Source organism: Pseudonocardia sp. 2-7, assembly GCF_056341085.1.
On record NZ_CP094507.1, the window covers coordinates 2,433,059 to 2,457,141 of the forward strand.

Annotated in this window: 21 protein-coding genes, 1 rRNA gene and 2 pseudogenes; 22 read left to right on the forward strand and 2 right to left on the reverse strand. The window is 75.6% G+C overall.

All coding sequences use genetic code 11. The annotated features are described in order from the left end of the window. Positions 1-122: 122 nt before the first annotated feature. The 12 genes and pseudogenes from rrf (at position 123) to MTO91_RS11975 (ending at position 13,324) form a co-directional block, all read left to right on the forward strand. A 5S ribosomal RNA gene (gene rrf / locus MTO91_RS11920) occupies positions 123-239 on the forward strand. Between the two features lie 158 nt (positions 240-397). Further along, a pseudogene (locus MTO91_RS11925) lies at positions 398-1,627 on the forward strand (hypothetical protein); the annotation flags it as partial. A 180-nt stretch (positions 1,628-1,807) separates the two neighbouring features. Next, positions 1,808-3,337: a hypothetical protein gene (locus MTO91_RS11930; protein WP_476655002.1), complete on the forward strand. Its 1,530-nt coding sequence runs from the start codon at positions 1,808-1,810 to the stop codon at positions 3,335-3,337. Beyond that, positions 3,334-4,341 carry an HAD-IIA family hydrolase gene (locus MTO91_RS11935; protein ID WP_405417480.1) on the forward strand — a complete coding sequence of 336 codons (1,008 nt, stop codon included), beginning with the start codon at positions 3,334-3,336 and terminating at the stop codon, positions 4,339-4,341. The genes MTO91_RS11930 and MTO91_RS11935 overlap by 4 nt, the downstream gene beginning before the upstream one ends. Positions 4,342-4,411: 70 nt before the next feature. Next, positions 4,412-4,618, forward strand: coding sequence for a hypothetical protein (locus MTO91_RS11940; protein ID WP_062402852.1), 207 nt, complete (start codon positions 4,412-4,414; stop codon positions 4,616-4,618). Positions 4,619-4,620: 2 nt separating this feature from the next. Then, positions 4,621-5,454 carry a TlyA family RNA methyltransferase gene (locus MTO91_RS11945; RefSeq protein ID WP_251787150.1) on the forward strand — a complete coding sequence of 278 codons (834 nt, stop codon included), beginning with the start codon at positions 4,621-4,623 and terminating at the stop codon, positions 5,452-5,454. Then, on the forward strand, positions 5,451-6,377 hold the full coding sequence (locus MTO91_RS11950) for an NAD kinase (protein WP_476654512.1): 927 nt from the start codon (positions 5,451-5,453) through the stop codon (positions 6,375-6,377). Before MTO91_RS11945 ends, MTO91_RS11950 begins: the two co-directional genes overlap by 4 nt. A 90-nt stretch (positions 6,378-6,467) precedes the next feature. Continuing rightward, complete coding sequence (gene recN / locus MTO91_RS11955) at positions 6,468-8,441, forward strand: DNA repair protein RecN (protein ID WP_476654513.1); 1,974 nt, start codon at positions 6,468-6,470, stop codon at positions 8,439-8,441. Between the two features lie 173 nt (positions 8,442-8,614). After that, positions 8,615-9,802 carry a putative cytokinetic ring protein SteA gene (steA, locus tag MTO91_RS11960; RefSeq protein ID WP_073575228.1) on the forward strand — a complete coding sequence of 396 codons (1,188 nt, stop codon included), beginning with the start codon at positions 8,615-8,617 and terminating at the stop codon, positions 9,800-9,802. Next, a complete protein-coding gene (locus MTO91_RS11965; RefSeq protein ID WP_346105041.1) occupies positions 9,799-10,722 on the forward strand; it encodes a copper transporter in 924 nt (307 codons plus the stop codon). The genes steA and MTO91_RS11965 overlap by 4 nt, the downstream gene beginning before the upstream one ends. A 22-nt stretch (positions 10,723-10,744) precedes the next feature. Then, positions 10,745-12,523 carry a CTP synthase gene (locus MTO91_RS11970; protein ID WP_083474023.1) on the forward strand — a complete coding sequence of 593 codons (1,779 nt, stop codon included), beginning with the start codon at positions 10,745-10,747 and terminating at the stop codon, positions 12,521-12,523. Positions 12,524-12,691: 168 nt separating this feature from the next. Then, positions 12,692-13,324 (forward strand): NUDIX domain-containing protein, encoded by a 633-nt coding sequence (locus MTO91_RS11975; protein ID WP_073575225.1) that lies wholly within the window; start codon positions 12,692-12,694, stop codon positions 13,322-13,324. Positions 13,325-13,454: 130 nt separating this feature from the next. Here MTO91_RS11975 and MTO91_RS11980 read toward each other — a convergent pair whose 3' ends face one another. Further along, positions 13,455-14,450: a DUF1707 domain-containing protein gene (locus MTO91_RS11980; RefSeq protein WP_476654514.1), complete on the reverse strand. Its 996-nt coding sequence runs from the start codon at positions 14,448-14,450 to the stop codon at positions 13,455-13,457. A 19-nt stretch (positions 14,451-14,469) separates the two neighbouring features. Further along, the gene (locus MTO91_RS11985; protein WP_208823957.1) at positions 14,470-14,787 is read right to left on the reverse strand and encodes a hypothetical protein; all 318 of its coding nucleotides are present in this window, start codon (positions 14,785-14,787) and stop codon (positions 14,470-14,472) included. A 348-nt stretch (positions 14,788-15,135) separates the two neighbouring features. Between MTO91_RS11985 and MTO91_RS11990 the strand changes: the two genes are divergently transcribed. From MTO91_RS11990 to MTO91_RS12035, 10 genes and pseudogenes are all read left to right on the forward strand, one after another. After that, entirely contained in the window at positions 15,136-16,128 is a 993-nt protein-coding gene (locus MTO91_RS11990) for an LLM class F420-dependent oxidoreductase (RefSeq protein ID WP_224402739.1), read from the forward strand. Positions 16,129-16,130: 2 nt separating this feature from the next. Next, positions 16,131-17,054, forward strand: a complete 924-nt coding sequence (locus MTO91_RS11995) for a site-specific tyrosine recombinase XerD (RefSeq protein ID WP_178375003.1) — start codon at positions 16,131-16,133, stop codon at positions 17,052-17,054. Between the two features lie 55 nt (positions 17,055-17,109). Continuing rightward, positions 17,110-17,784 (forward strand): DUF4097 family beta strand repeat-containing protein, encoded by a 675-nt coding sequence (locus MTO91_RS12000; RefSeq protein ID WP_476654515.1) that lies wholly within the window; start codon positions 17,110-17,112, stop codon positions 17,782-17,784. A gap of 190 nt (positions 17,785-17,974) precedes the next feature. After that, entirely contained in the window at positions 17,975-18,868 is an 894-nt protein-coding gene (locus MTO91_RS12005; RefSeq protein WP_100877410.1) for a ParA family protein, read from the forward strand. Positions 18,869-18,870: 2 nt separating this feature from the next. Further along, positions 18,871-19,734: pseudogene (locus MTO91_RS12010) on the forward strand (segregation and condensation protein A); the annotation flags it as partial. Positions 19,735-19,984: 250 nt separating this feature from the next. Beyond that, the gene (scpB, locus tag MTO91_RS12015; protein ID WP_476654516.1) at positions 19,985-21,415 is read left to right on the forward strand and encodes an SMC-Scp complex subunit ScpB; all 1,431 of its coding nucleotides are present in this window, start codon (positions 19,985-19,987) and stop codon (positions 21,413-21,415) included. Positions 21,416-21,420: 5 nt separating this feature from the next. Then, the gene (locus tag MTO91_RS12020; protein ID WP_062394310.1) at positions 21,421-22,182 is read left to right on the forward strand and encodes a pseudouridine synthase; all 762 of its coding nucleotides are present in this window, start codon (positions 21,421-21,423) and stop codon (positions 22,180-22,182) included. Then, on the forward strand, positions 22,182-22,544 hold the full coding sequence (gene aroH / locus MTO91_RS12025; protein WP_476654517.1) for a chorismate mutase: 363 nt from the start codon (positions 22,182-22,184) through the stop codon (positions 22,542-22,544). The genes MTO91_RS12020 and aroH overlap by 1 nt, the downstream gene beginning before the upstream one ends. Positions 22,545-22,583: 39 nt before the next feature. Continuing rightward, positions 22,584-23,321 (forward strand): (d)CMP kinase, encoded by a 738-nt coding sequence (gene cmk / locus MTO91_RS12030; RefSeq protein WP_208823967.1) that lies wholly within the window; start codon positions 22,584-22,586, stop codon positions 23,319-23,321. After that, entirely contained in the window at positions 23,318-24,013 is a 696-nt protein-coding gene (locus MTO91_RS12035) for a lysophospholipid acyltransferase family protein (protein WP_476654518.1), read from the forward strand. Before cmk ends, MTO91_RS12035 begins: the two co-directional genes overlap by 4 nt. The last annotated feature ends 70 nt before the right edge of the window (positions 24,014-24,083 follow it).

Here is a 24,083-nt window from a genome sequence, read left to right on the forward strand (position 1 = left end):
TGTGTGACCCTGAGTCCACAACCATCCACACTGTCCCCGGGTATGCCCGGGCCGGTGTGGAGTCGGTGTGTGTGCTCGACCCCTGTCCCGGTTTCGGGGTGGGGTGATAGTTGGATAGTGTTGTCGGTGGTCATTGCGGTAGGGAAACGCCCGGTCCCATTCCGAACCCGGTAGCTAAGCCTTCCAGCGCCGATGGTACTGCACTCGCCAGGGTGTGGGAGAGTAGGTCGCCGCCGACATTCAACCTCTGAAAGGGGAGTCCGCAACGGTGTAGAAGCCGCTGTGGACTCCCCTTTTTTCGTATGTCTGCAGCCGTGTCCGCCTCTCTGCGCGGACCGGTTCGCCCAGTGCGGTCGCCGACCGCGGAAGTGACGGTGTTGGTTTGTACCCTGACCACGTGACGGACGGGGAACGTCCCGGCAACGGCCGGGCAGGCGAGGAGCGCGGTTCGCGCAGCGGGTCGGGATGGTCGCGTGGTGACGACCAGCGGGGACGGCGCCGCGACGGCGACGACCGCACGCGTCGCGACGACCGGGGCACCCGTGGCGGCGGCGACCGTGCGCGCGACGACCGGGGACGTCCGGGCGAGCGCCGCACCGAGGGCCGCTCCTGGTCCGACCGGGGTGGACGCGACACCGGCCGGCGCGACAGCGGCTTCCGCGGCGACGACCGCTCCGACCGCGGGCCGCGTCGTGACGACGACCGTCGTCCCGCCCGCGACGACGACCGCCGTTCCGGCGGCACCGGCCGGCGTGACTCGTTCCGGGGTGGCCGCGACGACCGCGGTGGCCGGCCCTCCGGGGGCCGTGACGACCGCCGTCCCTACCGTGACCGTGACGACCGTGGCCCCCGTCCGCAGCGCGACGACGACCGCGGCGGGCGCTCGTACCGGGACCGCGACGACCGCGCCGGTCGTCCCTCCTCCGGCCGTGACGACCGTGGTGGCCGCTCGTTCTCCGGTCGCGAGGACCGTGGCGGGCGTTCCTTCCCCGGTCGCGACGACCGCGGGGAGCGTCCGTCCGGGGGCCGTGACGGTCGCTCCTTCGGCGGCCGAGACGACCGCCGTCCCGCCCGGGGCAGTGACGACCGGGGCAGCCGTCCGTTCCGTGGCGGTGACGACCGTGGCGGTCGGCCCTCCGGGGACCGTGACGACCGTGGTGCCCGCTCCTTCCGCGACCGTGACGACCGCGCCGGCCGTTCCTTCGGTGGCCGTGACGACCGTGGCGCCCGTCCGCAGCGCGACGACGACCGCGGTGGCCGTTTGTTCCGCGACCGTGACGACCGCGGGGGACGTCCGTCCGGCGACCGCGGTGCCCGTTCCTTCCGGGACCGCGACGAGCGTGGCGCCCGTCCGCAGCGCGACGACGACCGCGGTGGCCGTTCGTTCCGTGATCGCGACGACCGGGCCGGTCGGCCGTCCCGGGACCGTGACGACCGTGGCGGCCGTTCTTTCGGTGGTCGTGACGACCGTGGCCCCCGTCCGCAGCGCGACGACGACCGTGGCGCCCGTCCCCACCGGAACCGTGACGACCGCGCGCCGCGCGATCGCGACGACCGGCGCAGCTCGTCCCGGGACCGGGACGACCGCCCGTACCGCGCCCGCGAGGAGCGCCCGTCGCACGACCGCCCGGCCGAGCGGTCTGCGGCCGTCGAGCCCCGGGACGTCGCGCAGCCGGCCGCGGTGCAGGCCGAGCCGGCCGGTGACGCGCCTGCCGTGACGCCGTCGACGACCGACACACGGGAGGCGGCCACGTCGACCGGCGCAACCGCCTCCGACACCGCGGTCCGGGTTCCCGAGACCCCGCCCGTGGAGGCGGCCGACGTGCCGGTCACCCGCGACGAGCCCACCGACGACGCGGTCGGCACGGGCAGCACCGCGCCCGACGGCCCCCGGTCCGGCAGCGGGGACCGGACCGACACCCCCGTGACCGACGCCCGCGGGGCCGGTACCGGGGCCGACGCCGTCGACCGCGCCGGGACCGCCCCGGGCACGACCGGATCGGGCGGCGACACCGTCGACGGTCCGCGCACCGACCGTGCCGAGCGTCTCGTCGGGCGCGACGAGCGTCGCCCGCTCCGTGACCGTGACGACCGTGGCCCGCGCCGGGAGCGTGACGACCGTGGCCCGCGTGGCGGCCGGGACGACCGGGGCCCGCGCTCCGGCCGTGACGACCGCAGGCGCGACGACCGTGACGACCGCAGGCGCGACGACCGTGGCCGGAACGACCGTGGCCGCGACGACCGCCGTGACCGCGACGCCCGTCCGCGACGGGCGATCCCGGAGTCGGCCGAGCGGACCTTCGTCGCCGAGCCGGACCTGCCGGACTCGGTGACGGCCGCCGAGCTCGACCCGAGCGTGCGCCGGGACCTGCGCGGCCTCCAGAAGGAGACCGCCGAGGTCGTGGCGCGGCACCTCGTCGCCGCGGGGCTGCTCGTCGACGAGGACGCCGTGCAGGCGCTCGAACACGTGCGCTACGCGCGGCGCCGGGCGTCGCGGATCGCCGTCGTCCGGGAGGCCGCCGGCATCGTCGCCTACCACGCGGGGGAGTGGAACGAGGCCCTCGGCGAGTTCCGCGCCGCCCGCCGGATGGGCGGCGGACCGGGGCACGTGCACGTCATGGCCGACATCGAGCGCGCCCTCGGCCGTCCCGAGCGTGCTCTCGACCTGGCCCGCAGCCCGGAGGCCCGCGACCTCGGCCACGAGGAGCGGATCGAGCTGCTCATCGTCGCCGCGGGAGCCCGGCGCGACCTGGGCGAGGCCGACGCCGCCGTCGTCGGGCTCCAGGTCCCCGAGCTCGACCCGGTCCGCCGCGATCCGTGGAGCGCCCGGCTGTTCTACGCCTACGCCGACAACCTGCTCGCCGCGGGCCGGGAGTCGGAGGCCGTGCAGTGGTTCGTCCACGCCCACGACGCCGACCAGCACCGGGAGACCGACGCCGCCGCGCGGATCGCCGAGCTGACCGGTGACGAGCTCGAGGGCGCCGACGACGAGCTCTCCGTCGGCTGGGAGGACGTGCCCCCGGCCGCCGACGACCACACCGAGGCGCCGCACACCGACGCCCCGGCGCCGTCCGGCCGGATCGACGCCGACGACCACGCCGGCGCGATCGGCGACCCCGGCGCCGACGACGCGTCCGGGGCCGACGCCCCGAGCGCCGACGGGACCGACACCGACGGGACCGACACCGACGGGACCGACACCGACGGGACCGACGAGGTCCGCGGCGACACCGACGCGACCGACGGAGGCGCCGTGGCCGAGGAGCAGGACGCCTCCGGTGCGGCTCCCGCCACGAACCACCAGCAGGGCCGGGACACCGGGGCCGGCGACCGGTGACCGACGACCTCCTGTCCCGCCACGACGTCCTCCTGGCCGACCTCGACGGCACCCTCTACCGGGGCCCCGAGGTCGTCCCGGGGGCCGTCGAGGCGGTGCGCGGGGCGGCGGACCGCGGCGTGCCCACGGTGTACGTCACCAACAACGCCTCGCGCAGCCCCGCCGACGTCGCGGCGCACCTCGCCGAGCTCGGCTTCCCGGCGCGCGTCGAGGACGTCCGCACCAGCTCACAGGCCGCGGCCGCGATGCTGGCCGAGCAGCTCCCGCCGGGTGCGCGGGTGCTGGTCGTCGGCACGTCGGCGCTGGCCGACGAGGTCCGGGCCCGCGGGCTCGCCGTCGTCGGTGACGCCGAGGGCGCGGACGCCGTCGTCCAGGGGCACTCGCCCGACACCGGGTGGCGGATCCTGGCCGAGGCGGTCGTCGCCGTCCGGGCCGGAGCACTGTGGGTCGCCTCCAACGTCGATCCCACACTGCCCACCGAGCGCGGGGCGCTGCCCGGCAACGGCTCGATGGTCCAGGTCGTGCGGACGGCGACCGGGGCGCGGCCGCAGGTGGCGGGCAAGCCCGCCGCCCGGCTGCTCCGCGAGGGGTGCGGCGACGCGCGGGCCCCGCTCGTCATCGGGGACCGCCTCGACACCGACATCGAGGGTGCCAACGCCATGGGCGCCCCGTCGCTGATGGTCCTGACCGGGGTCAGCGGCGCCGCGGAGCTGCTCGCCGCCGCCCCGGAGGTGCGGCCCACCCACATCGGCGCCGACCTCGCCGCGCTCACCCGCCCACCGGACGAGCTGGCCCCCGGACCGCGGCCCGGCTGGGACGTCCGCGCCGACAGCGGCACGCTCGTGCTGTCCGGCGACGGGGACGGGCCCGAACCCACGGTGGACGCGCTGCGTGCCCTGTGCGCGGTGGCCTGGGAGCAGGGCGTCCACGACGTCCGCCCCGACGGTGCGGCCGCCGCCGCGGCACTGGCGGACCTCGGCCTGGCGGAGCGGCCAGGGCGGTGACGCCGCGTCGCGGCCGCGGTGGGGACCGTCGGCTACCGTGGCGTCAGAACCCCGTCCCCGGAGATCATCCATGAGCGTTCCCGCACCCGGACCCCGTCCGGGCGACCCGCGGCCCGAGCAGGACCGCCCCGTCGCGGCCCTGCGTGCCGAGGTCGACGCGGCCGTCGCGGCGCTCGACGCGCTGGACGACCGTCCGGTCTCCGAGCACCCGGCCGCGTTCGAGCGGGTGCACGCCGCGCTCGGCCGCGCGCTGAGCGCCGGCTCGGAACGGGAGTGACGATGGGCCCCACCCGCGCCCGGCTGGACGCCGAGCTCGTCCGCCGCAAGCTCGCCCGCTCCCGCGGCCAGGCCGCCGAGCTGATCGCCGCAGGCCGGGTCGTCGTCAACGGCATGCCGGCGGCGAAGCCCGCCACCGTCGTGGACCGGGACGCACCCGTCCTCGTCCGCCCGGACGACGACGGCGAACCCGACTGGGCCTCCCGCGGTGCCAAGAAGCTGCTCGGCGCCCTCGACGCGTTCACCGACGTCGACCCCGCCGGGCGGCGCTGCCTCGACGCCGGCGCCTCCACCGGCGGCTTCACCGACGTGCTGCTCACCCGCGGGGCGGCCGAGGTCGTCGCCGTCGACGTCGGGTACGGCCAGCTGGTGTGGCGGCTGCAGTCCGACGAGCGCGTCCACGTGCACGACCGCACCAACGTCCGGGCCCTCGAACCGGAGCAGATCGGCGGGACGGTCGACCTGACCGTCGCCGACCTGTCGTTCATCTCGCTGCGCACCGTGCTGCCGGCCCTCGCCGCCTGCACCGCGCCCGGAGGCGACCTGCTGCCCATGGTGAAACCACAGTTCGAGGTCGGGAAGGACCGACTCGGCTCCGGCGGGGTCGTACGGGACCCGGGCCTGCGCACCGAGGCGCTGCACGGGGTCGCGACCGCCGCCGCCGCAGCCGGGCTGCACGTCCTCGGCGCGACCGCGAGTCCGCTGCCCGGCCCGTCGGGCAACGTGGAATACTTCCTGCACCTGCGCCGGCCCGCCGCCGGCCCGGCCGGCGGCGCCCCCGAGCAGCCCGAGCTCGCGCCGATGCTGGCCGCCGCGGTCGCGGACGGCCCCGCATGAGGGAGGTCCTGCTGGTCCTGCACACCGGGCGGCCCACCAACCGCAAGACCGCGCTGCACGTGATGGGCGAGCTCGGGCGGCTCGGCCTGCGCACCCGGGTGCTCGCCGACGAGTGGGCCGAGCTCGCCGCGGACCCCGACGTCCCGGCGGGCTACGAGCCGGTCCCGGTCCCCGGGAGCCCCGAGTGCGCCCGCGGCGCCGAGGCGGTCCTGGTGCTCGGCGGTGACGGCACCCTGCTGCGCGCCGCCGACCTCGCCCGCCACGCCGGCGTGCCCCTGCTGGGCGTCAACCTCGGCCACGTCGGTTTCCTCGCCGAGGCCGAGGAGGACACGCTGCCCGAGGCGCTGCAGAAGCTCGCCGACGGCGACTACGAGGTCGAGGAACGGACCACCCTCGAGGCCGTCGTCACCGCCGCCGGGCAGGTGCTCGGCCGGGCGTGGGCGCTGAACGAGGCCGTCGTCGAGAAGACCACCCGCGGCCGCATCCTCGAGGTCGTCCTCGAGGTCGACGGTCGCCCGGTGTCCTCCTTCGGCTGCGACGGGGTGCTCTGCTCCACCCCGACCGGCTCGACCGCCTACGCCTTCTCCGCGGGCGGGCCGCTGATCTGGCCGCAGGTGCAGGCACTGCTGGTGGTCCCCAGCAACGCACACGCCCTGTTCGCCCGGCCGATGGTGATCGCGCCGGAGAGCACCGTCGCGATCGAGGTGTCCGCCGACGGCCCGTCCGCCGTGCTGGACTGCGACGGCCGTCGCACCGTCGCGGTGCCGCCCGGGGCCCGGGTGGAGCTGCGCCGCGCGTCGGAGCCCGTGCGGATGGTGCGCCTGGCCGCGCAGCCCTTCGCCGACCGGCTCGTCCGCAAGTTCGACCTGCCCGTCCGGGGCTGGCGCGGGGCCCGGACCCAGCCACCGGGTTCGAACACCTGATCGACCGTTCGGCGCACGGGAACATCCGTTCGGTGCCGTTCGCGTGTCGGGGCTCGAACGCTGTCGGTGTTCGAACGTATGGTCCCACGCATGTTGTCCGAGATGCGGATCCAGGGCCTCGGCGTGATCGACGACGCGACCCTGGAACTCGACCCGGGCCTGACCGTGCTCACCGGTGAGACCGGCGCCGGGAAGACCATGGTCGTGACCGGGCTGAACCTCCTCGGCGGTGGCCGCGCGGAGTCCTCGCGGGTGTCGGCCGGGGCGCGCCGCGCCGTCGTCGAGGGCCGGTTCGCGGCCTCGCCGGGGGCGCTGGAACTTGCCGAGGAGGTGGGCGCCGAGGCCGACGACGACGGGTCGCTGATCGCGGCCCGCACCGTGTCGGCCGACGGGCGCTCCCGGGCCCACCTGGGCGGCCGGTCGGTGCCCAACGGGGTGCTGGGCAGGCTCGCCGAGACCCAGCTCGCCGTGCACGGGCAGAACGACCAGCTGCGGCTGCTGCGCGGCTCCGACCAGCGGGCCCTGCTCGACCGCTTCGCCGGGGACCCCGTCGCGGTCCCGCTGGCCGCCTACCGGACGGTGCGCACCGAGTGGCTGCAGGTGGTCACCGAGCTCGCCGAGCGACGGGACAACGCCCGCCGGCTCGCCCAGGAGGCGGACCTGCTGCGCCACGGTCTCGCCGAGATCGAGGCCGCCGACCCGCAGCCCGGTGAGGACCGCGAGCTCGTCGAGCAGGCCCGACGGATGGCCGAGGCCGACGACCTGCGAGCCGCCGCCGAGAGCGCACACCTCGCACTGTCCGGCTCGGACGACGGCGAGGCTCCCGGCGCGGTCGGGCTCGCCGGGCAGGCCAAGGGGCTCGCCGAGGGCAGCGGCGACCCCGCGCTGGAGGAGCTCGGCCCGCGCCTCACCGAGGCCATCGCGGTGCTCGCCGACGCCGCGGCCGAGCTGAGCGGCTACCTCGACCGGCTCGACGCCGACCCCGAGCTGCTGTCCCGCGTCCTGACCCGCCAGGCCGAGCTCAAGGCACTCACCCGCAAGTACGCGGCGGACACCGACGGCGTGCTGGCCTGGGCGGACACCGCCCGCGAGCGGCTGTCCGGGCTCGACACCTCCGACGAGGCGCTCGCCGAGCTGTCGGCCCGCCGTGACGCGCTCGCCGGTGAGCTGGCCGGTCACGCCGCCGCGGTCACCGCGGCGCGCACCGCCGCCGCGTCCCGGCTGGCCGAGGCGACCACGGCGGAACTCGCCGGGCTCGCCATGAAGGACGCGACGCTGCAGGTCGGCGTGCAGCCGCGGCCCGCCGCCGACACCGGGCCGGTGCTCGAGGTCGGCGGGCGGCGCTGCCAGGCCGGGTCCAGCGGCGTCGACGAGGTCGAGATCCGGCTCGTCCCGCACGCCGGGGCGGTGGCCCAGCCGCTGCACAAGGGCGCCTCCGGCGGTGAGCTGTCCCGGGTCATGCTGGCCCTGGAGGTCGCGCTCGCCGGGGCCGACCCGGTGCCGACCATGGTGTTCGACGAGGTCGACGCCGGCGTCGGCGGCCGGGCCGCGGTGGAGATCGGCCGCCGGCTCGCGCAGCTCGCGGCCCGCCACCAGGTCATCGTCGTCACCCACCTGCCGCAGGTCGCTGCGTACGCCGACCGGCACCTCGTGGTGCAGAAGGCGTCCGGGGCGGGGGTCACCCGCTCCAGCGTGCGGCGGCTCACCGAGGAGGAGCGCACCGGGGAGCTGGCACGGATGCTGGCCGGGATGGACGACACCGACACCGGCCGCGCGCACGCGGAGGAGCTGCTCAGCGCCGCGACCGCGCACCGGGAGGCCGACCGCGCGGCGGCACGGCCCGCGGACCTCGCCGAGGCCCGGTCGCGTCGCGCGCAGTCCCGGCGCGGCCGGACCGTGCAGGACACGGACACCGGCGCCGCGACCGCGCCGGCGGAGGGTGCGGTCCCCGGGCCGCGCGGCACCGACTCCCGCGGCACCGACTCCCGCGGCGTCGACCCGGACGCTGCCGCGGGTCGTCCCTCCGCCGCATCGCGGCGCCGCCGGGTCGCCCGGGCCGGCTGAGCGGGCCCGGCCGACGGCCGCCCGGGCGGCCTGCCGTCGCTGTGGGTGAGCGGCGCGGTGCTCCGGGCGCCGCCACCCGGGGGGCGACGGGGGATCGTCCGGGCCGGTGACGTCGCGGTCTCGCGCGGCGTGCCTGCGTGGTCACGGACGCCCCACCTGTCACAGTGCGCCACATGAAGCTGTCCGGCCTGCTGCACCGTTCCCGACCGGAGCTGCCGGGCCTGACCGGCCCGGCCCGCGCCGACCGCCGCATCGAGTCGGTGCTCCGGCGCCTGCGCCCCGGCGACATCGCCGTGATCGACCAGGTCGACCTGGACCGGGCGACCGCGGACGCGCTCGTCGCCGCCCGGGTCGCCGCGGTCGTCAACGCCGCCCCGTCGATCTCCGGCCGGTTCCCGAACCTCGGCCCGCAGGTGCTCGTCGAGGCGGGCATCCCGCTCGTCGACGACTGCGGTCCCGACACCCTGCGCGCGGTCAAGGACGGCATCCGGGTGCGGCTGCACGACGGCGTGCTCTACACCGGCGAACAGCCGCTGTGCGAGGGCCGCGAGCAGACCGAGGACACCGTCGCCGACGCCCTGGACGAGGCCAAGCAGGGCCTGACCCACCAGCTCGAGGCGTTCGCCGCGAACACCATCGAGTTCATGCGCCGCGAGCGCTCGCTGCTCCTCGACGGGCACGGCGTTCCCGAGGTCGATGTCGCCCTCGACGGGCGGCCGGTGCTCGTCGTCGCCGCCGGGTTCGAGCACCTCGCCGTGCTGAAGCGGCTCAAGACCTACATCAAGGAGTACCGGCCGGTGCTCGTCGGCGTCGGGGCGGGCGCGGACGCGCTGCTCAACGCGCGCCACCGCCCGGACCTCATCGTCGCCGACCCGTCCGAGGTGTCGAACCAGGCGCTGACCAGCGGCGCCGACGTCGTCGTCCCGGCATTCCCCGACGGGCACGCCCCGGGGCTGCACCGTGTGCAGGACCTGGGCGCCAGCGCCGTGACGTTCCCGTCGATGGCCAACCCCGAGGACCTCGCCCTGCTGCTCGCCCACCACCGCGGCGCCTCGATGATCGTCACGGTCGGGCTGTCGGCGTCGATGGGGGAGTTCCTCGACCGCGGGCGGTCGGGCAGCAACGCCTCGACGTTCCTGACCCGGCTGCAGGCGGGGGGCAGCGTCGTCGACGGCGCGATGATCGCCCAGATGTACCGGAGCCGGACCTCGTTCGCCCCGCTGCTGCTGCTCGTCGCGGCCGCGGTGGTCGCGGTCGTCGTCGCCGTGCTCGTGTCCGGCGGCGGCCCCGCGGTGCTGGAGTGGCTGCGTGGCGTGCTGGAGAGCCTGCGGGCCCTGGTCGCCGGATGGTTCCCGGCGTGATCTCGCGGCGCCACCACCGCATCGCCCTGGTCGCGGTGTTCGTGCTGGCCCTCGCGGCCGGGTTCGTCCTCGCCGTCGTCGGGCTGCCGCAGCGCATCGCCGACGTCGCGGCCTCGGGGACGGACACGGGCGAGACCGCCCGGCTGAGCGTCGAACGCGACACCCTGGCCGCGCAGCTGCACGCCAGTGACGAGTTCGCCGGCCGCGTCGGACCCGATCTGGTGCGCGGGAAGCTCACCGGGGTGCCCGTGACCGTCGTGGCGCTCGGTGCCGACCCGGCCGACACGCGCGCGGTCGCGGAGCTCGTCGTCGCCGCGGGGGGCAGCGTCGCGGGGGAGGTCGTGCTCACCCCGGCCGTCACCGACCCGGCCCGCGCCGACCAGCTGCGCGACCTGTCCGCACGGCTGCTGCCGTCGGGGGCCCAGCTCCCCACCGCCACCGACGCCGGTGCGCTCGCCGGGGGCCTGCTCGGCTCCGCGCTGCTGGCCCCGCCCGACGGCCCCGCACCCGCCCCGGACGGGGCCGGCGCGGTGCTCGCCGGGCTCGCCGGCGGCGGCTTCGCCGAGGCACCGCAGGGCAGTCCCGCGGCCGGGCGGGTGGCCGTCGTCGTCACCGGTGCCGCGTACTCCGGCGTGGACGCCGGCGCCTCGGCGTCCACCGCGGCGGCACTGGCCGCGGAGCTCGACCGTCGTGGCGCGGGAGCCGTGCTGGCCGGGCGGGACGCCGCGGACGGTTCGGCCGTCGCCGCCGCCCGCTCGTCCGGGGCCGGTCCGGTGGGCCGGCTCGCCACCGTCGACGGCGTCGGTACCGGGGCCGGGCGGGTCGCGACCGTGCTCGCGCTCGCCGAACGACAGGCAGGAGGCACCGGCCGCTACGGTTCCGGGGCCGGAACGGTGGGGCCGGTTCCCGCCGCCCCTTGACCGATCGGTAGGCTGAAACTCCGTGCAGACTCGCGCCACCCGTCATCTCTTCGTCACCGGTGGGGTCGCGTCCTCGCTGGGCAAGGGCCTGACCGCCTCCAGTCTCGGTCAGTTGCTCACCGCGCGCGGGCTTCGCGTCACCATGCAGAAGCTCGACCCCTACTTGAACGTCGACCCCGGGACCATGAACCCGTTCCAGCACGGCGAGGTGTTCGTCACCGAGGACGGTGCCGAGACCGACCTCGACGTCGGCCACTACGAGCGGTTCCTGGACCGTGACCTCGCCGGGCGGGCCAACGTCACCACCGGCCAGGTCTACTCCGAGGTCATCGCCAAGGAGCGTCGCGGCGAGTACCTCGGCGACACCGTCCAGGTGATCCCGCACATCACCAACGAGATCAAGGACCGCGTCCTCGCGATGGCCGAGCCCGACGCCGAGGGCCTGGCCCCCGACGTCGTCATCACCGAGGTCGGCGGCACCATCGGCGACATCGAGTCGCTGCCGTTCGTCGAGGCCGCCCGCCAGGTCCGCCACGAGGTCGGCCGGGACAACTGCTTCTTCCTGCACGTGTCGCTGGTGCCGTACCTGGCGCCGTCGGGCGAGCTGAAGACCAAGCCGACCCAGCACTCCGTCGCGGCGCTGCGCAACATCGGCATCCAGCCCGACGCGGTGGTCCTGCGTGCCGACCGGGAGATCCCCGAGGGCATGAAGCGCAAGATCTCCCTGATGTGCGACATCGAGCTCGACGGCGTCGCCGCGTGCCCGGACGCCCCGTCGATCTACGACATCCCGAAGGTGCTGCACGGCGAGGGCCTCGACGCCTACGTCGTGCGCCGGCTGGGGCTGCCGTTCCGCGACGTCGACTGGACCGTGTGGGGCGACCTGCTCGACCGCGTCCACCACCCGCGGGAGACCGCGACGATCGCGCTGGTCGGCAAGTACGTCGACCTGCCCGACGCCTACCTCTCGGTCACCGAGGCGCTGCGGGCCGGCGGCTTCGCCCACCACGCCAAGGTGGCGATCCGCTGGGTGCCGTCGGACTCCTGCGAGACCCCGGCCGGCGCGGCCGAGGCGCTCGACGGCGTCGACGGGGTGCTCGTCCCCGGCGGCTTCGGCATCCGCGGGATCGAGGGCAAGCTCGGCGCCATCACCCACGCCCGCACCCGGCGCATCCCCACCCTGGGGCTGTGCCTGGGCCTGCAGTGCATGGTCATCGAGACCGCGCGCACCGTCGCCGGCCTGGAGGACGCCAGCTCGACCGAGTTCGACCCGGAGACCGCGCACCCGGTGATCTCGACGATGGCGACCCAGCGCGACGTCGTCGCGGGCGAGCGGGACATGGGCGGGACCATGCGCCTGGGCGCCTACCCGGCGGTGCTGCAGCCCGGCTCGGTCGCGGCGAAGGCCTACGGGTCGCGCGAGATCTCCGAGCGGCACCGGCACCGCTTCGAGGTGAACAACGCCTACCGGCAGCAGCTCACCGAGGCGGGCCTGGTGTTCGGGACCTCCCCGGACGGGACGCTCGTGGAGTTCGTGGAGCTGCCGTCGTCGCAGCACCCGTTCTTCGTCGGGACCCAGGCGCACCCCGAGCTCAAGAGCCGCCCGACCCGGCCGCACCCGCTGTTCGCGGCGTTCGTGAAGGCGGCGCTGCGCTACCGGGCCGAGGACCGGCTGCCGGTGCACCTGCCCGGCCGGGACAACACCGACGCCGACGATGCCGAGACGGTCGAGGGCGACGACGTCGCCGTCGGCGCGGGCGGCAACGGCGTGGCCCGGGCCGAGAGCACCTCCGCCCGCTGACCCGACCGGACCGGGCCGCCGACGGTGGCCCGGTCCGGCACGGCGGCCCGGGGCCCTGCCGCCGGGCGCGGCACGCGGCCCGCACGGCCCGCGCGCCCCGCACGGGCCGGGCCCGGCGACTACTGTCCGACGGGTGATCGAACTGCGCATCCGCCGGGCGGTGACCCGGTGACCCGCCCCGGTGAGCACGACTTCCCGGTCCGCTCGGCCACCGACATCTACTCCGGCCGCGTCATGGCGCTGCGGTCGGACCGCGTCGTCATGCCCGGCGGCCGGGTCGCGACCCGCGAGATCCTGGAGCACCCGGGGGCGGTCGCCGTCGTCGCGGTGGACGAGGCCGGGCGGGTCCGGATGCTGCACCAGTACCGCCACGCCGTCCGGCGACGGCTGTGGGAGCTCCCCGCCGGCCTGCTCGACGTGGCGGGGGAGGACCCCGCGGTCACCGCCGACCGGGAGCTGACCGAGGAGGCCGGGCTGTCGGCGTCGGACTGGTCGGTGCTGCTCGACGTCGTGCCCTCACCCGGGTTCTCCGACGAGTCGGTCCGCATCTTCCTCGCCCGCGAGCTCGTCGAGAAGCCCCGCCCCGACCTGGGCGACGACGAGGAGGCCGACCTCGAGCTGCGCTGGATCCCGATCGCCGAGGCCGTCGGGATGGTGTTCTCCGGCGAGATCGTCAACGCGGTGTCCTGCGCCGGGCTGCTCGCGGCCCGCGCGGTGCTGGCCGGGGAGTTCGACCCGCGCCCGGTCGACGCCGAGTGGGCCGACCGCCCGTTCCGCTTCGCCCGCCGCGCCGACGAGTGATCCTCCGCCGCGCCGACGGGTGACCGCGGGCCGCGGCGACGCGTCACCGCGCCGGGTCTCCGGGTGACGGCCTGCCGGGCCGGCGGGTGTCCGCCCGGCGGCGCCCACGGGTGACCGCGCCGGGCGGTGGTCAGGGCCGCAGCGGACGACCCGCCGGGTCCCGGGGCGATCCGGCGAGCACCACGATCCCGTCCACGAACGACCAGATCGCACCGATCCCGAAGGTCAGGAAGGTGACCAGCAGCTGCGCAACGGCCAGCCCGGTGTGGCCCGAGTAGAACCGGCCGATGCCGAACGGCAGGAACAGCTGCAGCAGCCCCGCCACGATCTTCTGCTTGTCCGAGTACGGCAGCCCCGAGTAGGGCTCGCGGCCGTAGGGCGCGGACGGGTCGTAGCCGTAGGAGCCGTAGGACGGGGGCCCGGGGTGCGGCGGGTAGGCCGCGCCCGGGTGCTGCGGCTGCCCGGACGCCCAGCCCGGCGCACCGGCCGCCCACGCCGGCCCGCCGGCGGGGGACATGCCCGCGGGGCCGCCGTCCGGGTACGGCCCGGACGGGTACGTCCCGCCGGGGTACCCCGCGCCCGGGTACCCGGCCGCCCCGGGGGCCGGCCATGGCGGGCGGGGACCGGCGGTCGTCGGCGACGGGTCCGGGTAGGGGCCCGCCGCGGGGTGACCCGACGGATCCGGGTGCGGGGTGGCCCGGGTCGGGCCGGGGACCGCGAAGCGCGCGGTGCGCTCGGCGTCACCGCCGTGCCCGTCGTCGTGGGCGTCCGCGGAGCCGCTGCCGGTGGACGTCCCGGTGCGCGCGGTCGCGCCGGTGGTGGCCGGATCTGCGGAGGTGGGATCCGCGCCGGTGGGACCGGTGGTCGCGGGACCCGCACCGGCGGGACCACCGCCCGGGTCGTCGCCGGCCGCGGACGGGGACGGCGCCACCCCGGTGAGCGACGCCGGGTGCGGCTCGGGCAGGTCGGTGAACAGGGCCGCCAGCTCCGACCGCGTCGTCGCCGCCCGGGCCCGGCGCACCCGCGCGTCGAACGCGTCGACGTCCAGCGCCCCGCCCGTGTAGTGGCGGGACAGCGCCCGCACCGTCTCCTCCTGCTCGGCGTAGCCGATCGGGTCCGCGCTCATACCCCGACCGTAGCCGCGATCAGCTGTGGAACAGCACGCTGCGACACGCGCGATGCAGGGCGAGGCGCTCGTCCGGGTCGGCGAGGTCGGCGCCGAGCACGTGGCGTACCCGTTCGGGCCGGGCCGCGTCCCCGGCCTCGCCGAGGGTGCGGGCCGGCCCGCCCGCCCCGCGGTGCACCCGTACCACCCCGGTCGAGCCGAAGCCCCACAGCACGATCATGGTGACGACCAGGCCGAACACCAGCGACCACGCCCGGACCGGCAGCCCGCCGATCAGCGTGACCAGGCCCTCGGCCGAGACCCCGGACCGCACGCCGAACCAGTCGACGAGGCTCACCCCCGATCGCGACGCCGATCAGCGCGCCGCCGCCGTGGCCGCAGCCGGTCCAGCGGGCCAGCAGCGAGGTGTTCAGGCCCTCCTCGCAGCCGATGACCCCGACGCGGATCGAGACCAGCTCCAGGATCACCGCGCCGAGGGTGACGGCGACGAAGGCGTCCCAGAACCCATCCCGAGACCGGGTGTCGAGCCGACCAGGAACTGGCTCAGGGCCGACTCCCGCCTGGTTGCGAGAACGGTAGGTGCAGGTCAGAGCCCGGTCACGGGGCGATGTGCCCGTCCCGGGGCCGACCACTGTGCAGACTGCCCTCACGGGCCGCCGCGCGACGGCCGTCCTAGGCTCTGCGCATGCGTTTCGGACTCTTCGTGCCCCAGGGCTGGCGTCTCGACCTCGTCGGCATCGACCCCGCCGCCCAGTGGGACGTGATGCGCGGCCTCGCCGAGCACGCCGACCGCGGCGACGTCTGGGAGTCGGTCTGGGTCTACGACCACTTCCACACCGTCCCCGCGCCCACCGACGAGGCCTGCCACGAGGCGTGGAGCCTGATGGCCGCCTTCGCCGCGACGACCGAGCGGGTGCGGCTGGGCCAGATGTGCACCTGCATGGCCTACCGCAACCCCGCGTACCTGGCGAAGGTCGCCGCCACCACCGACGTCATCTCCAAGGGCCGCGTCGAGATGGGCATCGGCGGCGGCTGGTACGAGCACGAGTGGCGCGCCTACGGCTACGGCTTCCCCCGGCCCGGCGAGCGGCTCGGCATGCTCGACGAGGGCGTGCAGATCTTCGCCCAGGCCTGGCGCGAGGGCCGGGCCACCCTGCACGGGAAGCACTACACCGTCGACGACGCCATCGTCGCGCCCCGCCCGCTCCAGGACGGCGGCATCCCGCTGTGGATCGCCGGCGGCGGCGAGAAGGTGACCCTCAAGATCGCCGCGAAGTACGCGCAGTACACCAATTTCGACGGCACCCTCGACGGCTTCCGGCACAAGTCGGCGCTGCTCGCCGACCACTGCCGCGACGTCGGCACCGACTACGACGCCATCGTCCGCTCGGCCAACTACAACGTCGCGATCGGGCACACCGAGGCCGAGGTGGAGGAGCGGCTCGCCCGGCTCGTCGCCCGGCTGGAGCCGATCGTCGGTGCGGAGAAGGCCCAGGGCGCGCTGGGTGCGTTCCGCGGGATGCCCGGTGTCGGGACCCCGGAGCAGATCGTGGACAAGCTCTCCGCGCTGCAGGCCGTCGGCATGAGCTACGGCATCTTCTACTTTCCCGAGGCCGCCTACGACCGGTCGGGCATCGAGCTGTTCGAGCGCGAGGTCGTCCCGGCCCTGCGGGACTGACGGTGCCGACCGTGCGCCGGGTGGCCGAGGACTACCTCGACCACCTGGCCGTCGAACGGGGGCGGGCGCAGAACACCCTGCGCTCCTACCGGCTCGACCTCGGGCGCTACCTCGACCACCTCGACCACCTGGGACGCGCGGAGCTGACCCAGGTGGCCGAGGCCGACGTCGCCGCGTTCGTCACGGCGCTGCGCACGGGCGAGCGCCCGCTGGCCGCGTCCTCGGCGGCGCGGGCGCTGGCCGCGGTGCGCGGGCTGCACCGGTTCGCGCTGCACGAGGGACTCACCCCGACCGACGTCGCGGCCGGAGTGGCGCCGCCGGCACTGGGCTCGCGGCTGCCGTCCGCGCTGTCGGTCGACCAGGTCGACCAGCTCCTCGCCGGCTGCGTGTCCGACGGCCCGGTCGGGCTGCGCGACCGGGCCCTGCTGGAGCTGCTGTACTCCACCGGCGCCCGGATCTCCGAGGTCGTCGGCGCCGACCTCGACGACCTGGACCCGGACGCGCGGACGATCCTGCTGCACGGCAAGGGGAACAAGCAGCGGATCGTGCCCGTCGGGCGTCCCGCGCTGGCCGCCGTCGACGCCTACCGGGTCCGGGCCCGGCCCGACCTCGCCGGACGGGGCACGGGCAGCCCGGCGCTGCTGCTCAACGCCCGCGGCAACCGGCTGTCCCGGCAGAGCGCCTGGCACGTGCTGCGCGCCGCCGCCGAGGCGTCCGGGCTGCCCGGCGACGTCGTCGCCGCGGTCTCCCCGCACACCCTGCGGCACTGCTTCGCCACCCACCTGCTCTCCGGCGGCGCCGACGTGCGGGTGGTGCAGGAGCTGCTCGGGCACGCGAGCGTCGCGACCACGCAGATCTACACCCACGTCACCGTCGACACGCTGCGCGAGGTCTACGCCACCGCGCACCCCCGCGCCCGCGGCTGAGGGGCGCGGGCACTACGTTCCGGGACCCATGCGGCACGGAGCGTGGGCGACACGGGTGACGACACTGGCGGCGGCCGGACTCCTCCTGGCCGGATGCGGTGGTGTCGCCGCCGGGCAGGAGCGGCAGGAGGCGGTGAACGAGCCCGTCGACGGGACGGTCACCCGGGTCGAGGTCGACTCCGACGCCGGGGCGCTGCGCCTGGTCGCGGGGGAGAAGGCGTCGGTCGAGCAGGACCTGCGGTGGACCGGCGAGGCCCGCCCGCAGGTCGAGCAGAAGGTCGACGGCGGCGTCCTGCGGGTCACCGTCCGCTGCCCGGACCAGGGCAGCGACCGCTGCCAGGCCGGTCTCGTGGTGACCGCGCCCGCCGCGTCGTCGGCGCTGGTCGACGTGCGTGCGGGCGGCATCGAGGTCCAGGGGCTGACCGGGGCGCTGGACCTGACGTCGTCGGCGGGCGAGGTCAGCGCCACCGGTGCCGGACCGGGCGACGTGCGGGCGAGGTCCAGCGCCGGCGCGGTCGAGCTGACCTTCGCCGCGGCGGCCGCGGACGTGACCGCGGAGTCCAGCGCCGGCGGCGTCGGGATCCGGGTCCCGGTCGGTCCGGCCTACGAGGTGACCGCCGAGAGCTCCGCCGGATCGACCGAGGTCGGCGTCCCCGACCAGCCCGGTGCCGACCACCGGATCACCGCGAAGAGCAGCGCGGGCGGGGTCTCGGTCCTGCCCGCCCGCTGAGGCGCGACACGCCGGGGCGCACCGTCGGCCGGACGGCGCCCGCCCGCAGGTAGGGTGACCTGGAAATCCATACCGCGACGTGGCCCGACGGGGACGTCGCCGCACGTGGGGACATCTCCTGCAGTGCGGTCTCAGGCCCTGACCGGGACCCGGGACCCGGCACGGTACCCGCGACGAGACCGGAGACCGCATGAACCCGACGCGGCCGGAGGCCCAGGGCAGGCTCGACGACCCGAGCGACGAGCCGACGCCGGATCACGGGCGAGGCACCCAGACCACCAGCGCGCGCGCTCCCGAGCCCGCACCGCTGTCGGTGCACGGCCCGGCCCGCGTGATCGCGGTGGCGAACCAGAAGGGCGGCGTCGGGAAGACGACGTCGACGATCAACCTCGGGGCCGCGCTCGCCGAGTACGGCCGCAGGGTCCTGCTCGTCGACTTCGACCCGCAGGGCGCGCTGTCGGTGGGCCTCGGCGTGCAGCCCCACCAGCTCGAGTCCACCGTCTACAACCTGCTGATGGAACGCGGCGTCGAGGCCGACGAGGTGCTCCAGGACACCGGCGTCGAGAACCTGGACCTGCTGCCGTCGAACATCGACCTGTCGGCGGCCGAGGTCCAGCTCGTCACCGAGGTCGGCCGGGAGCAGGCACTCGGCCGTGCCCTCAAGCGGTTCCTGCCCGACTACGACATCGTCCTGATCGACTGCCAGCCGTCGCTGGGCCTGCTCACGATCAACGCGCTCGCCTGCGCCGACGAGGTCCTCATCCCGCTGGCGTGCGAGTTCTTCTCGCTGCGCGGCGTGGCACTGCTGATGGACACCATCGACAAGGTCACCGAGCGGCTCAACCCGGACCTGCGCCTGCTCGGCGTGCTGCCGACGATGTTCGACACCCGCACGCTGCACACCCGCGAGGTCCACGACCGCGTGGTGGAGGCGTTCGGGGACAAGGTGTTCGACGCCGTCATCAACCGGACGATCAAGTTCCCGGAGACCACGGTCGCCGGTGAGCCGATCACGACGTGGGCGCCCACATCGTACGCCGCGGAGGCGTACCGGATGCTCGCCCGCGAGGTCATCGCCCGGTGACACTGCTCGCCGACGGTGCTCCCGAAGGTCTGGGCGACGGTCTCGACGACAACGACGTCGCCGCGCCGCGGACCCGTCGTTTCACCGTCCGGCTGTACAACTTCGAGGGCCCGTTCGACCTGCTGCTGCAGCTGATCGGCAAGCACGAGCTCGACCTCACCGAGATGGCCCTGCACAAGGTCACCGACGACTTCATCGCCCATCTCACCGACCTCGGCGACGACGCCGACCTCGACGAGATCACCGAGTTCCTGGTCGTCGCGGCGACCCTGCTCGACCTGAAGGCCGCGCGGCTCGTGCCCGGCGCCGAGGTCGACGACGAGGACGACCTCGCCCTGCTCGAGGCCCGTGACCTGCTGTTCGCCCGGCTGCTGCAGTACCGCGCCTACAAGGAGGCCGCGGCGCTGTTCGTCGAGCTCGAGAACGGCGCGATGCGCCGCTTCCCGCGCTCGGTCGCGATCGAGGACCGCTACGCCGAGCTCCTGCCCGAGGTGCTGCTCGGCGTCGACGCGCAGGCCTTCGCCGAGCTCGCCGCCGCGGTGTTCCGGCCCCGCCCGCCCGACGAGGTCGGCGTCGACCACCTGCACGCGGTGCACGTGTCGGTGCCCGAGCACGCGGCGATCCTGCGGGAGCGGCTCGCGCTCGCCGGGACGGCCACCTTCGCCGACCTGACCGCCGACTGCGTCGCGACGCTGGAGGTCATCGCCCGGTTCATGGCGCTGCTGGAGCTGTACCGGGAGCGCTCGGTCGCCCTGGAGCAGCCGGAGGCGTTCGCCGACCTGACGGTCACCTGGACCGCGGACCGCGAGGACGACCCGGTCGCCTACGCCGCCGCGCTGGAGGACGAGGCCGCGGCCGCCGAGGAGGCGGTGCGGGCGCGCAACCGGCGCCGCCGGAAGAGGAACCGCGTCGAGTCGGTCGCGTCCGGCCCCGGCTCCGCCCCTGACTCCGTCGCCGACTCCGATCCCGATGCCGACTCCGATTCCGGAGCGGACCCGGAGGCTCGGGACGCGGACCCGGACGACCCGGATACGGACCTGGACGACCCGGACGCCGACCTCGACGGTCTGCACGTGCTCCATCCCGACCCCGACGACGAGAGGACCGGAACCACCGGTGACTGAGCCGGACGACCGGCCGGGCTCCGACGACCCGGAGGACCCCTCCGAGCTGCTGCGCCTGATCGGCCGTACGGTGCCGCGCAGCCCGCACGCCACCGCGTCGCCGCAGGTCGCGCCGGGCGCGGACGAGCGAGCCGCCCCGGAGCCGGAGGCCACGGCCGACGCCGCCGACGAGGACGCGACCACTGCCGACGCCGAGCTCGCCCGCACCGCGGAGCCCGCCGACGACGTGGATCCGTCGGCCGACAGCGACGGCGCCGTGGCAGATGGCGTCGTCGCCGATCGCGCGGCTGCCGACGGCGTCGCTGTTGATCGAGCCGGGGCAGATCATACAGATGCGGGCGCCGCCACCGGGGCGGCCGGGGCGCACACCTCGGAGCAGCCCGAGCCCGCCACCGCCACACCTGTGACGCCCCGTCCGGGCGATCGAGACGCACGTTCCGGCCCTGCCGAGGGCGGAAACGTGCATCTCGATGGGTTCGGAGACCCCACCGTCGGCGATGCCACCGCCTCCGACACGTCGGCGGACCATCGAGCGCTGCGAAACCGTGCTCGCGACGACGCATTCGCAACGCTCGACGCCGACGGCGACCGGTCCGGGCGCCCCGGCGGGCGCGAGTCCGGCCACGTCGCCCCGGCGACCGAGCACCCCGCGGCGGGGCCCGGTGACACAACGGTTGTCCCGGCAGCCGGGACCGCGACCGGCGCCGCGGCCGGGCCGGCCAACGCAGCCGGGCCGGCCAACGCGGCCGGGCCGGAGAACACAGCCCACGGAGCCGAGGGCCCGCGAACAGCGGACCCCGGAACCGAGGAACCCGGAACCGAGGAACCCGGAACCGGGGACGAGCCGGAACCCGAGGAGCCCGAGTTCCACGAGCTCGCCGACGACGCCGAGCTCGAGCACGCCCTGGAGGCGCTGCTGCTCGTCGTCGACGCCCCCGTCGACGAGCCGTCCCTGGCCACGGCGCTGCACCAGACGCCGTCGCGGATCCGGCAGACGCTGCACCGGATGTCGCTGGCCTACACCGCCGACCGGCGCGGCATCGACCTGCGCCGCGCAGGGGAGGGCTGGCGGTTCTACACCCGCGACCGCTACGCCCCCTACGTCGAGAAGATGCTGATGGACGGCCAGCGCGCCCGGCTGACCCGGGCCGCGCTGGAGACCCTCGCGGTCGTCGCCTACCGGCAGCCGGTCACCCGTGCACGGGTCTCCGCGGTCCGCGGCGTCAACTGCGACGGCGTGCTCCGCACCCTGCTCACCCGTGGACTGGTGGAGGAGGCCGGCACCGAGGAACACACAGGGGGGACACTGTTCCGGACGACCGAGCTGTTCCTCGAACGGCTCGGGATCTCCTCCGTGGCCGAGCTGCCCCCGCTGGCACCGCTGCTGCCCGACATCGACGCGATCGACGACCTGGAAAGCTAGGCACCATGAGCAACACACACGACCCCGACGGCGTCCGGCTCCAGAAGGTGCTGGCCCGCGCGGGCGTCGCCTCCCGGCGCGCGGCCGAGGACCTCATCGCGCAGGGACGCGTGCAGGTCGACGGCGAGACCGTCCGCGAGCAGGGCCGCCGGATCGACCCGGACACCGCGGTCGTCCACGTCGACGGCGCCCGGGTCACCCTGCGCGACGACCAGGTCTACCTGGCGCTGAACAAGCCGTTCGGGCTGCACTCCACGATGTCCGACGACATGGGCCGGCCCTGCGTCGGTGACCTGCTCGCCGACCGCGTCGAGATCATGAACACCGCGCAGCGGCTGTTCCACGTCGGCCGGCTCGACGCCGAGACCGAGGGGCTGCTGCTGCTCACCAACGACGGCGAGCTCGGCCACCGGCTGATGCACCCGTCCTACGAGGTGCCCAAGACCTACCTCGCCGAGATCGAGGGCAAGATCGCCCGCGACCTCGGGCGACGCCTGCGCGACGGCATCGAGCTGGACGACGGCATCGCCCGTGTCGACTCGTTCAAGCTCGTCGACGCCGTCCCCGGCCGGGCCACCGTGCAGCTGGTCCTGCACGAGGGCCGCAAGCACATCGTGCGGCGGATGCTCGCCGAGGTCGGCCACCCGGTGCAGCGCCTGGTCCGGACCCACGTGGGGACCGTGGCCCTGGGCAACCAGCGTCCCGGCAAGCTGCGTCCCCTCGACCGCGTCGAGGTGGGCTCCCTGTACAAGGCGGTGGGTCTCTGATGGCCGTGCGGGCCCTGCGGGGCGCGACCCAGGTCGACGCCGACGACCGCGGGCAGATCCTCGACCGCTCCGCCGAGCTGGTCACCGCGGTGCTTGAGCGCAACGAGCTGCGCTCCGACGACATCATCTCGATCTGGTTCACCGCCACCCCGGACCTCACCGCCGAGTTCCCGGCGTACGCGGCACGGCTGCTCGGGCTGACCGACGTGCCGCTGATGTGCGCCACCGAGATGTCGGTGCCCGGCGCGCTGCCGCGGGTGCTGCGGCTGCTCGCCCACGTCGACACCCCGAAGCCGCGCTCGGCGATGCGGCACGTCTACCTGCACGGGGCGCGGGCGCTGCGCACCGATCTGCCCCAGTAGGACACCCCGCCCCGTCGTGGCGGGGGCCGACCGGCGACAATGCCGGACGCAGCAACTCGAACACGGTGGGGGAACAAGGTGGCCTTGCGGGGCGTCGTCGCGATGGACGGTCCGTCCGGGACGGGCAAGTCGACCGTCTCCCGACGGCTGGCGCAGGCCTGCTCGGCGGCCTATCTGGACACCGGGGCCATGTACCGCGCCGCGACGCTGGCCGCGCTGCGCGCCGGCCTGGGCGAGGGTGCGGCGGAGGACGAGATCGCCCGCGCCGCGATCGGGGCCCGTCTGGAGTCGGGCACCGACCCGGTCGCCCCGACGATCACCCTGGACGGCGAGGACGTCTCCGGCCCGATCCGCGGCCCCGAGGTGACCGGGTTCGTCTCGGCCGTCTCCGCGGTGCCGCAGGTCCGGGCCGAGATGGTCGCCCGCCAGCACGCCCTGATCCGCGCGGCGGTCGAGAGCAACGGCGGGATGGTCGTCGAGGGACGCGACATCGGTACCGTCGTGGTGCCGGACGCGCCCCTCAAGGTCTACCTGACGGCGTCGCCGGAGGTCCGCGCGGCGCGGCGCGGGCGGCAGGACGAGAAGGCGGGCCGCAAGGCCGACCTGCACGTCACCCTCGCCGACGTCGAACGCCGGGACCGGCTCGACTCGTCGCGCCGCGTCTCCCCGCTCTACGCGGCGGCGGACGCGCTGGTGCTCGACACCGACCACCTGTCGGCGGACGCGGTGCTGGCGAAGCTGCGCGAGCTCGTGTCCGCGCGGGGGCTGGACGGGTGAGCCGGGCGCGTGCGCTGCCGGAGGACGCTCTCGGGTGGCTGCACGACCTCGGCCGCTGGATCGGCACCTGGCTGTGGGTCCCGTTCTTCCGGGTGCGGATCCGGCACCGGGAGCGGATCCCGGCGACCGGTCCGGTGGTGCTCGTCGCGAACCACAGCGCGTTCGTCGACGGACCTCTGCTGTTCGGCATGTTCGGGCGCCGCGTGGTGTTCCTGGTGAAGGCGGAGATGTTCTCCGGGATCGTGGGGACACTGCTGCGGTGGCTGGGGCAGGTGCCGGTGCGGCGTGACGTCGTCGACCGGCGGCCGCTGACGACCCTGCTGGAGGTCCTGCGCGACGGCGGCATGGTCGCCGTCTTCCCGGAGGGCACCCGCGGCACCGGCGAGGTCGGCAGCGACATCGGCAGTGCCCGGCAGGGCGCGGCCTGGCTGGCCCGCGCGGCATCGGCGCCGCTGCTGCCGGTGGCGGTGCGCGGTACGCACCACCCGGCGGGCGCGGCCCGCCGCCTCCGCCCCCGGGTGGACGTGCTGGTCGGCGACCCGCTGCCGGCGCCGACGGCGCCGGGACGGAACGGCCTGGCCGCCGCGACCACCGAGGTCACGGAGGCCCTGCGGACACTGGTCCGCGAACTGGACAACGAACACAGGCAAGTGACACGGCCCGACGCGGCCGGGGACGTGAGAGAGCAGTGAGCGAGAGCAGCGAACGCGGAACGAGCCTCGGCGGGGCGTACCGCAGCGGCGTCGAGATCGGTGACGCGGC

Coding starts and splice junctions, on each gene's coding strand:
- MTO91_RS12005 (WP_100877410.1), top strand. CDS start 17,975: ATGAACCCGACGCGGCCGGAGGCCCAGGGCAGGCTCGACGACCCGAGC.
- MTO91_RS11940 (WP_062402852.1), top strand. CDS start 4,412: ATGAGCGTTCCCGCACCCGGACCCCGTCCGGGCGACCCGCGGCCCGAG.
- MTO91_RS11980 (WP_476654514.1), bottom strand. CDS start 14,450: ATGAGCGCGGACCCGATCGGCTACGCCGAGCAGGAGGAGACGGTGCGG.
- MTO91_RS12020 (WP_062394310.1), top strand. CDS start 21,421: ATGAGCAACACACACGACCCCGACGGCGTCCGGCTCCAGAAGGTGCTG.
- aroH (WP_476654517.1), top strand. CDS start 22,182: ATGGCCGTGCGGGCCCTGCGGGGCGCGACCCAGGTCGACGCCGACGAC.
- MTO91_RS11950 (WP_476654512.1), top strand. CDS start 5,451: ATGAGGGAGGTCCTGCTGGTCCTGCACACCGGGCGGCCCACCAACCGC.
- MTO91_RS11945 (WP_251787150.1), top strand. CDS start 4,621: ATGGGCCCCACCCGCGCCCGGCTGGACGCCGAGCTCGTCCGCCGCAAG.
- MTO91_RS11990 (WP_224402739.1), top strand. CDS start 15,136: ATGCGTTTCGGACTCTTCGTGCCCCAGGGCTGGCGTCTCGACCTCGTC.
- cmk (WP_208823967.1), top strand. CDS start 22,584: ATGCCGGACGCAGCAACTCGAACACGGTGGGGGAACAAGGTGGCCTTG.
- recN (WP_476654513.1), top strand. CDS start 6,468: ATGTTGTCCGAGATGCGGATCCAGGGCCTCGGCGTGATCGACGACGCG.
- steA (WP_073575228.1), top strand. CDS start 8,615: ATGAAGCTGTCCGGCCTGCTGCACCGTTCCCGACCGGAGCTGCCGGGC.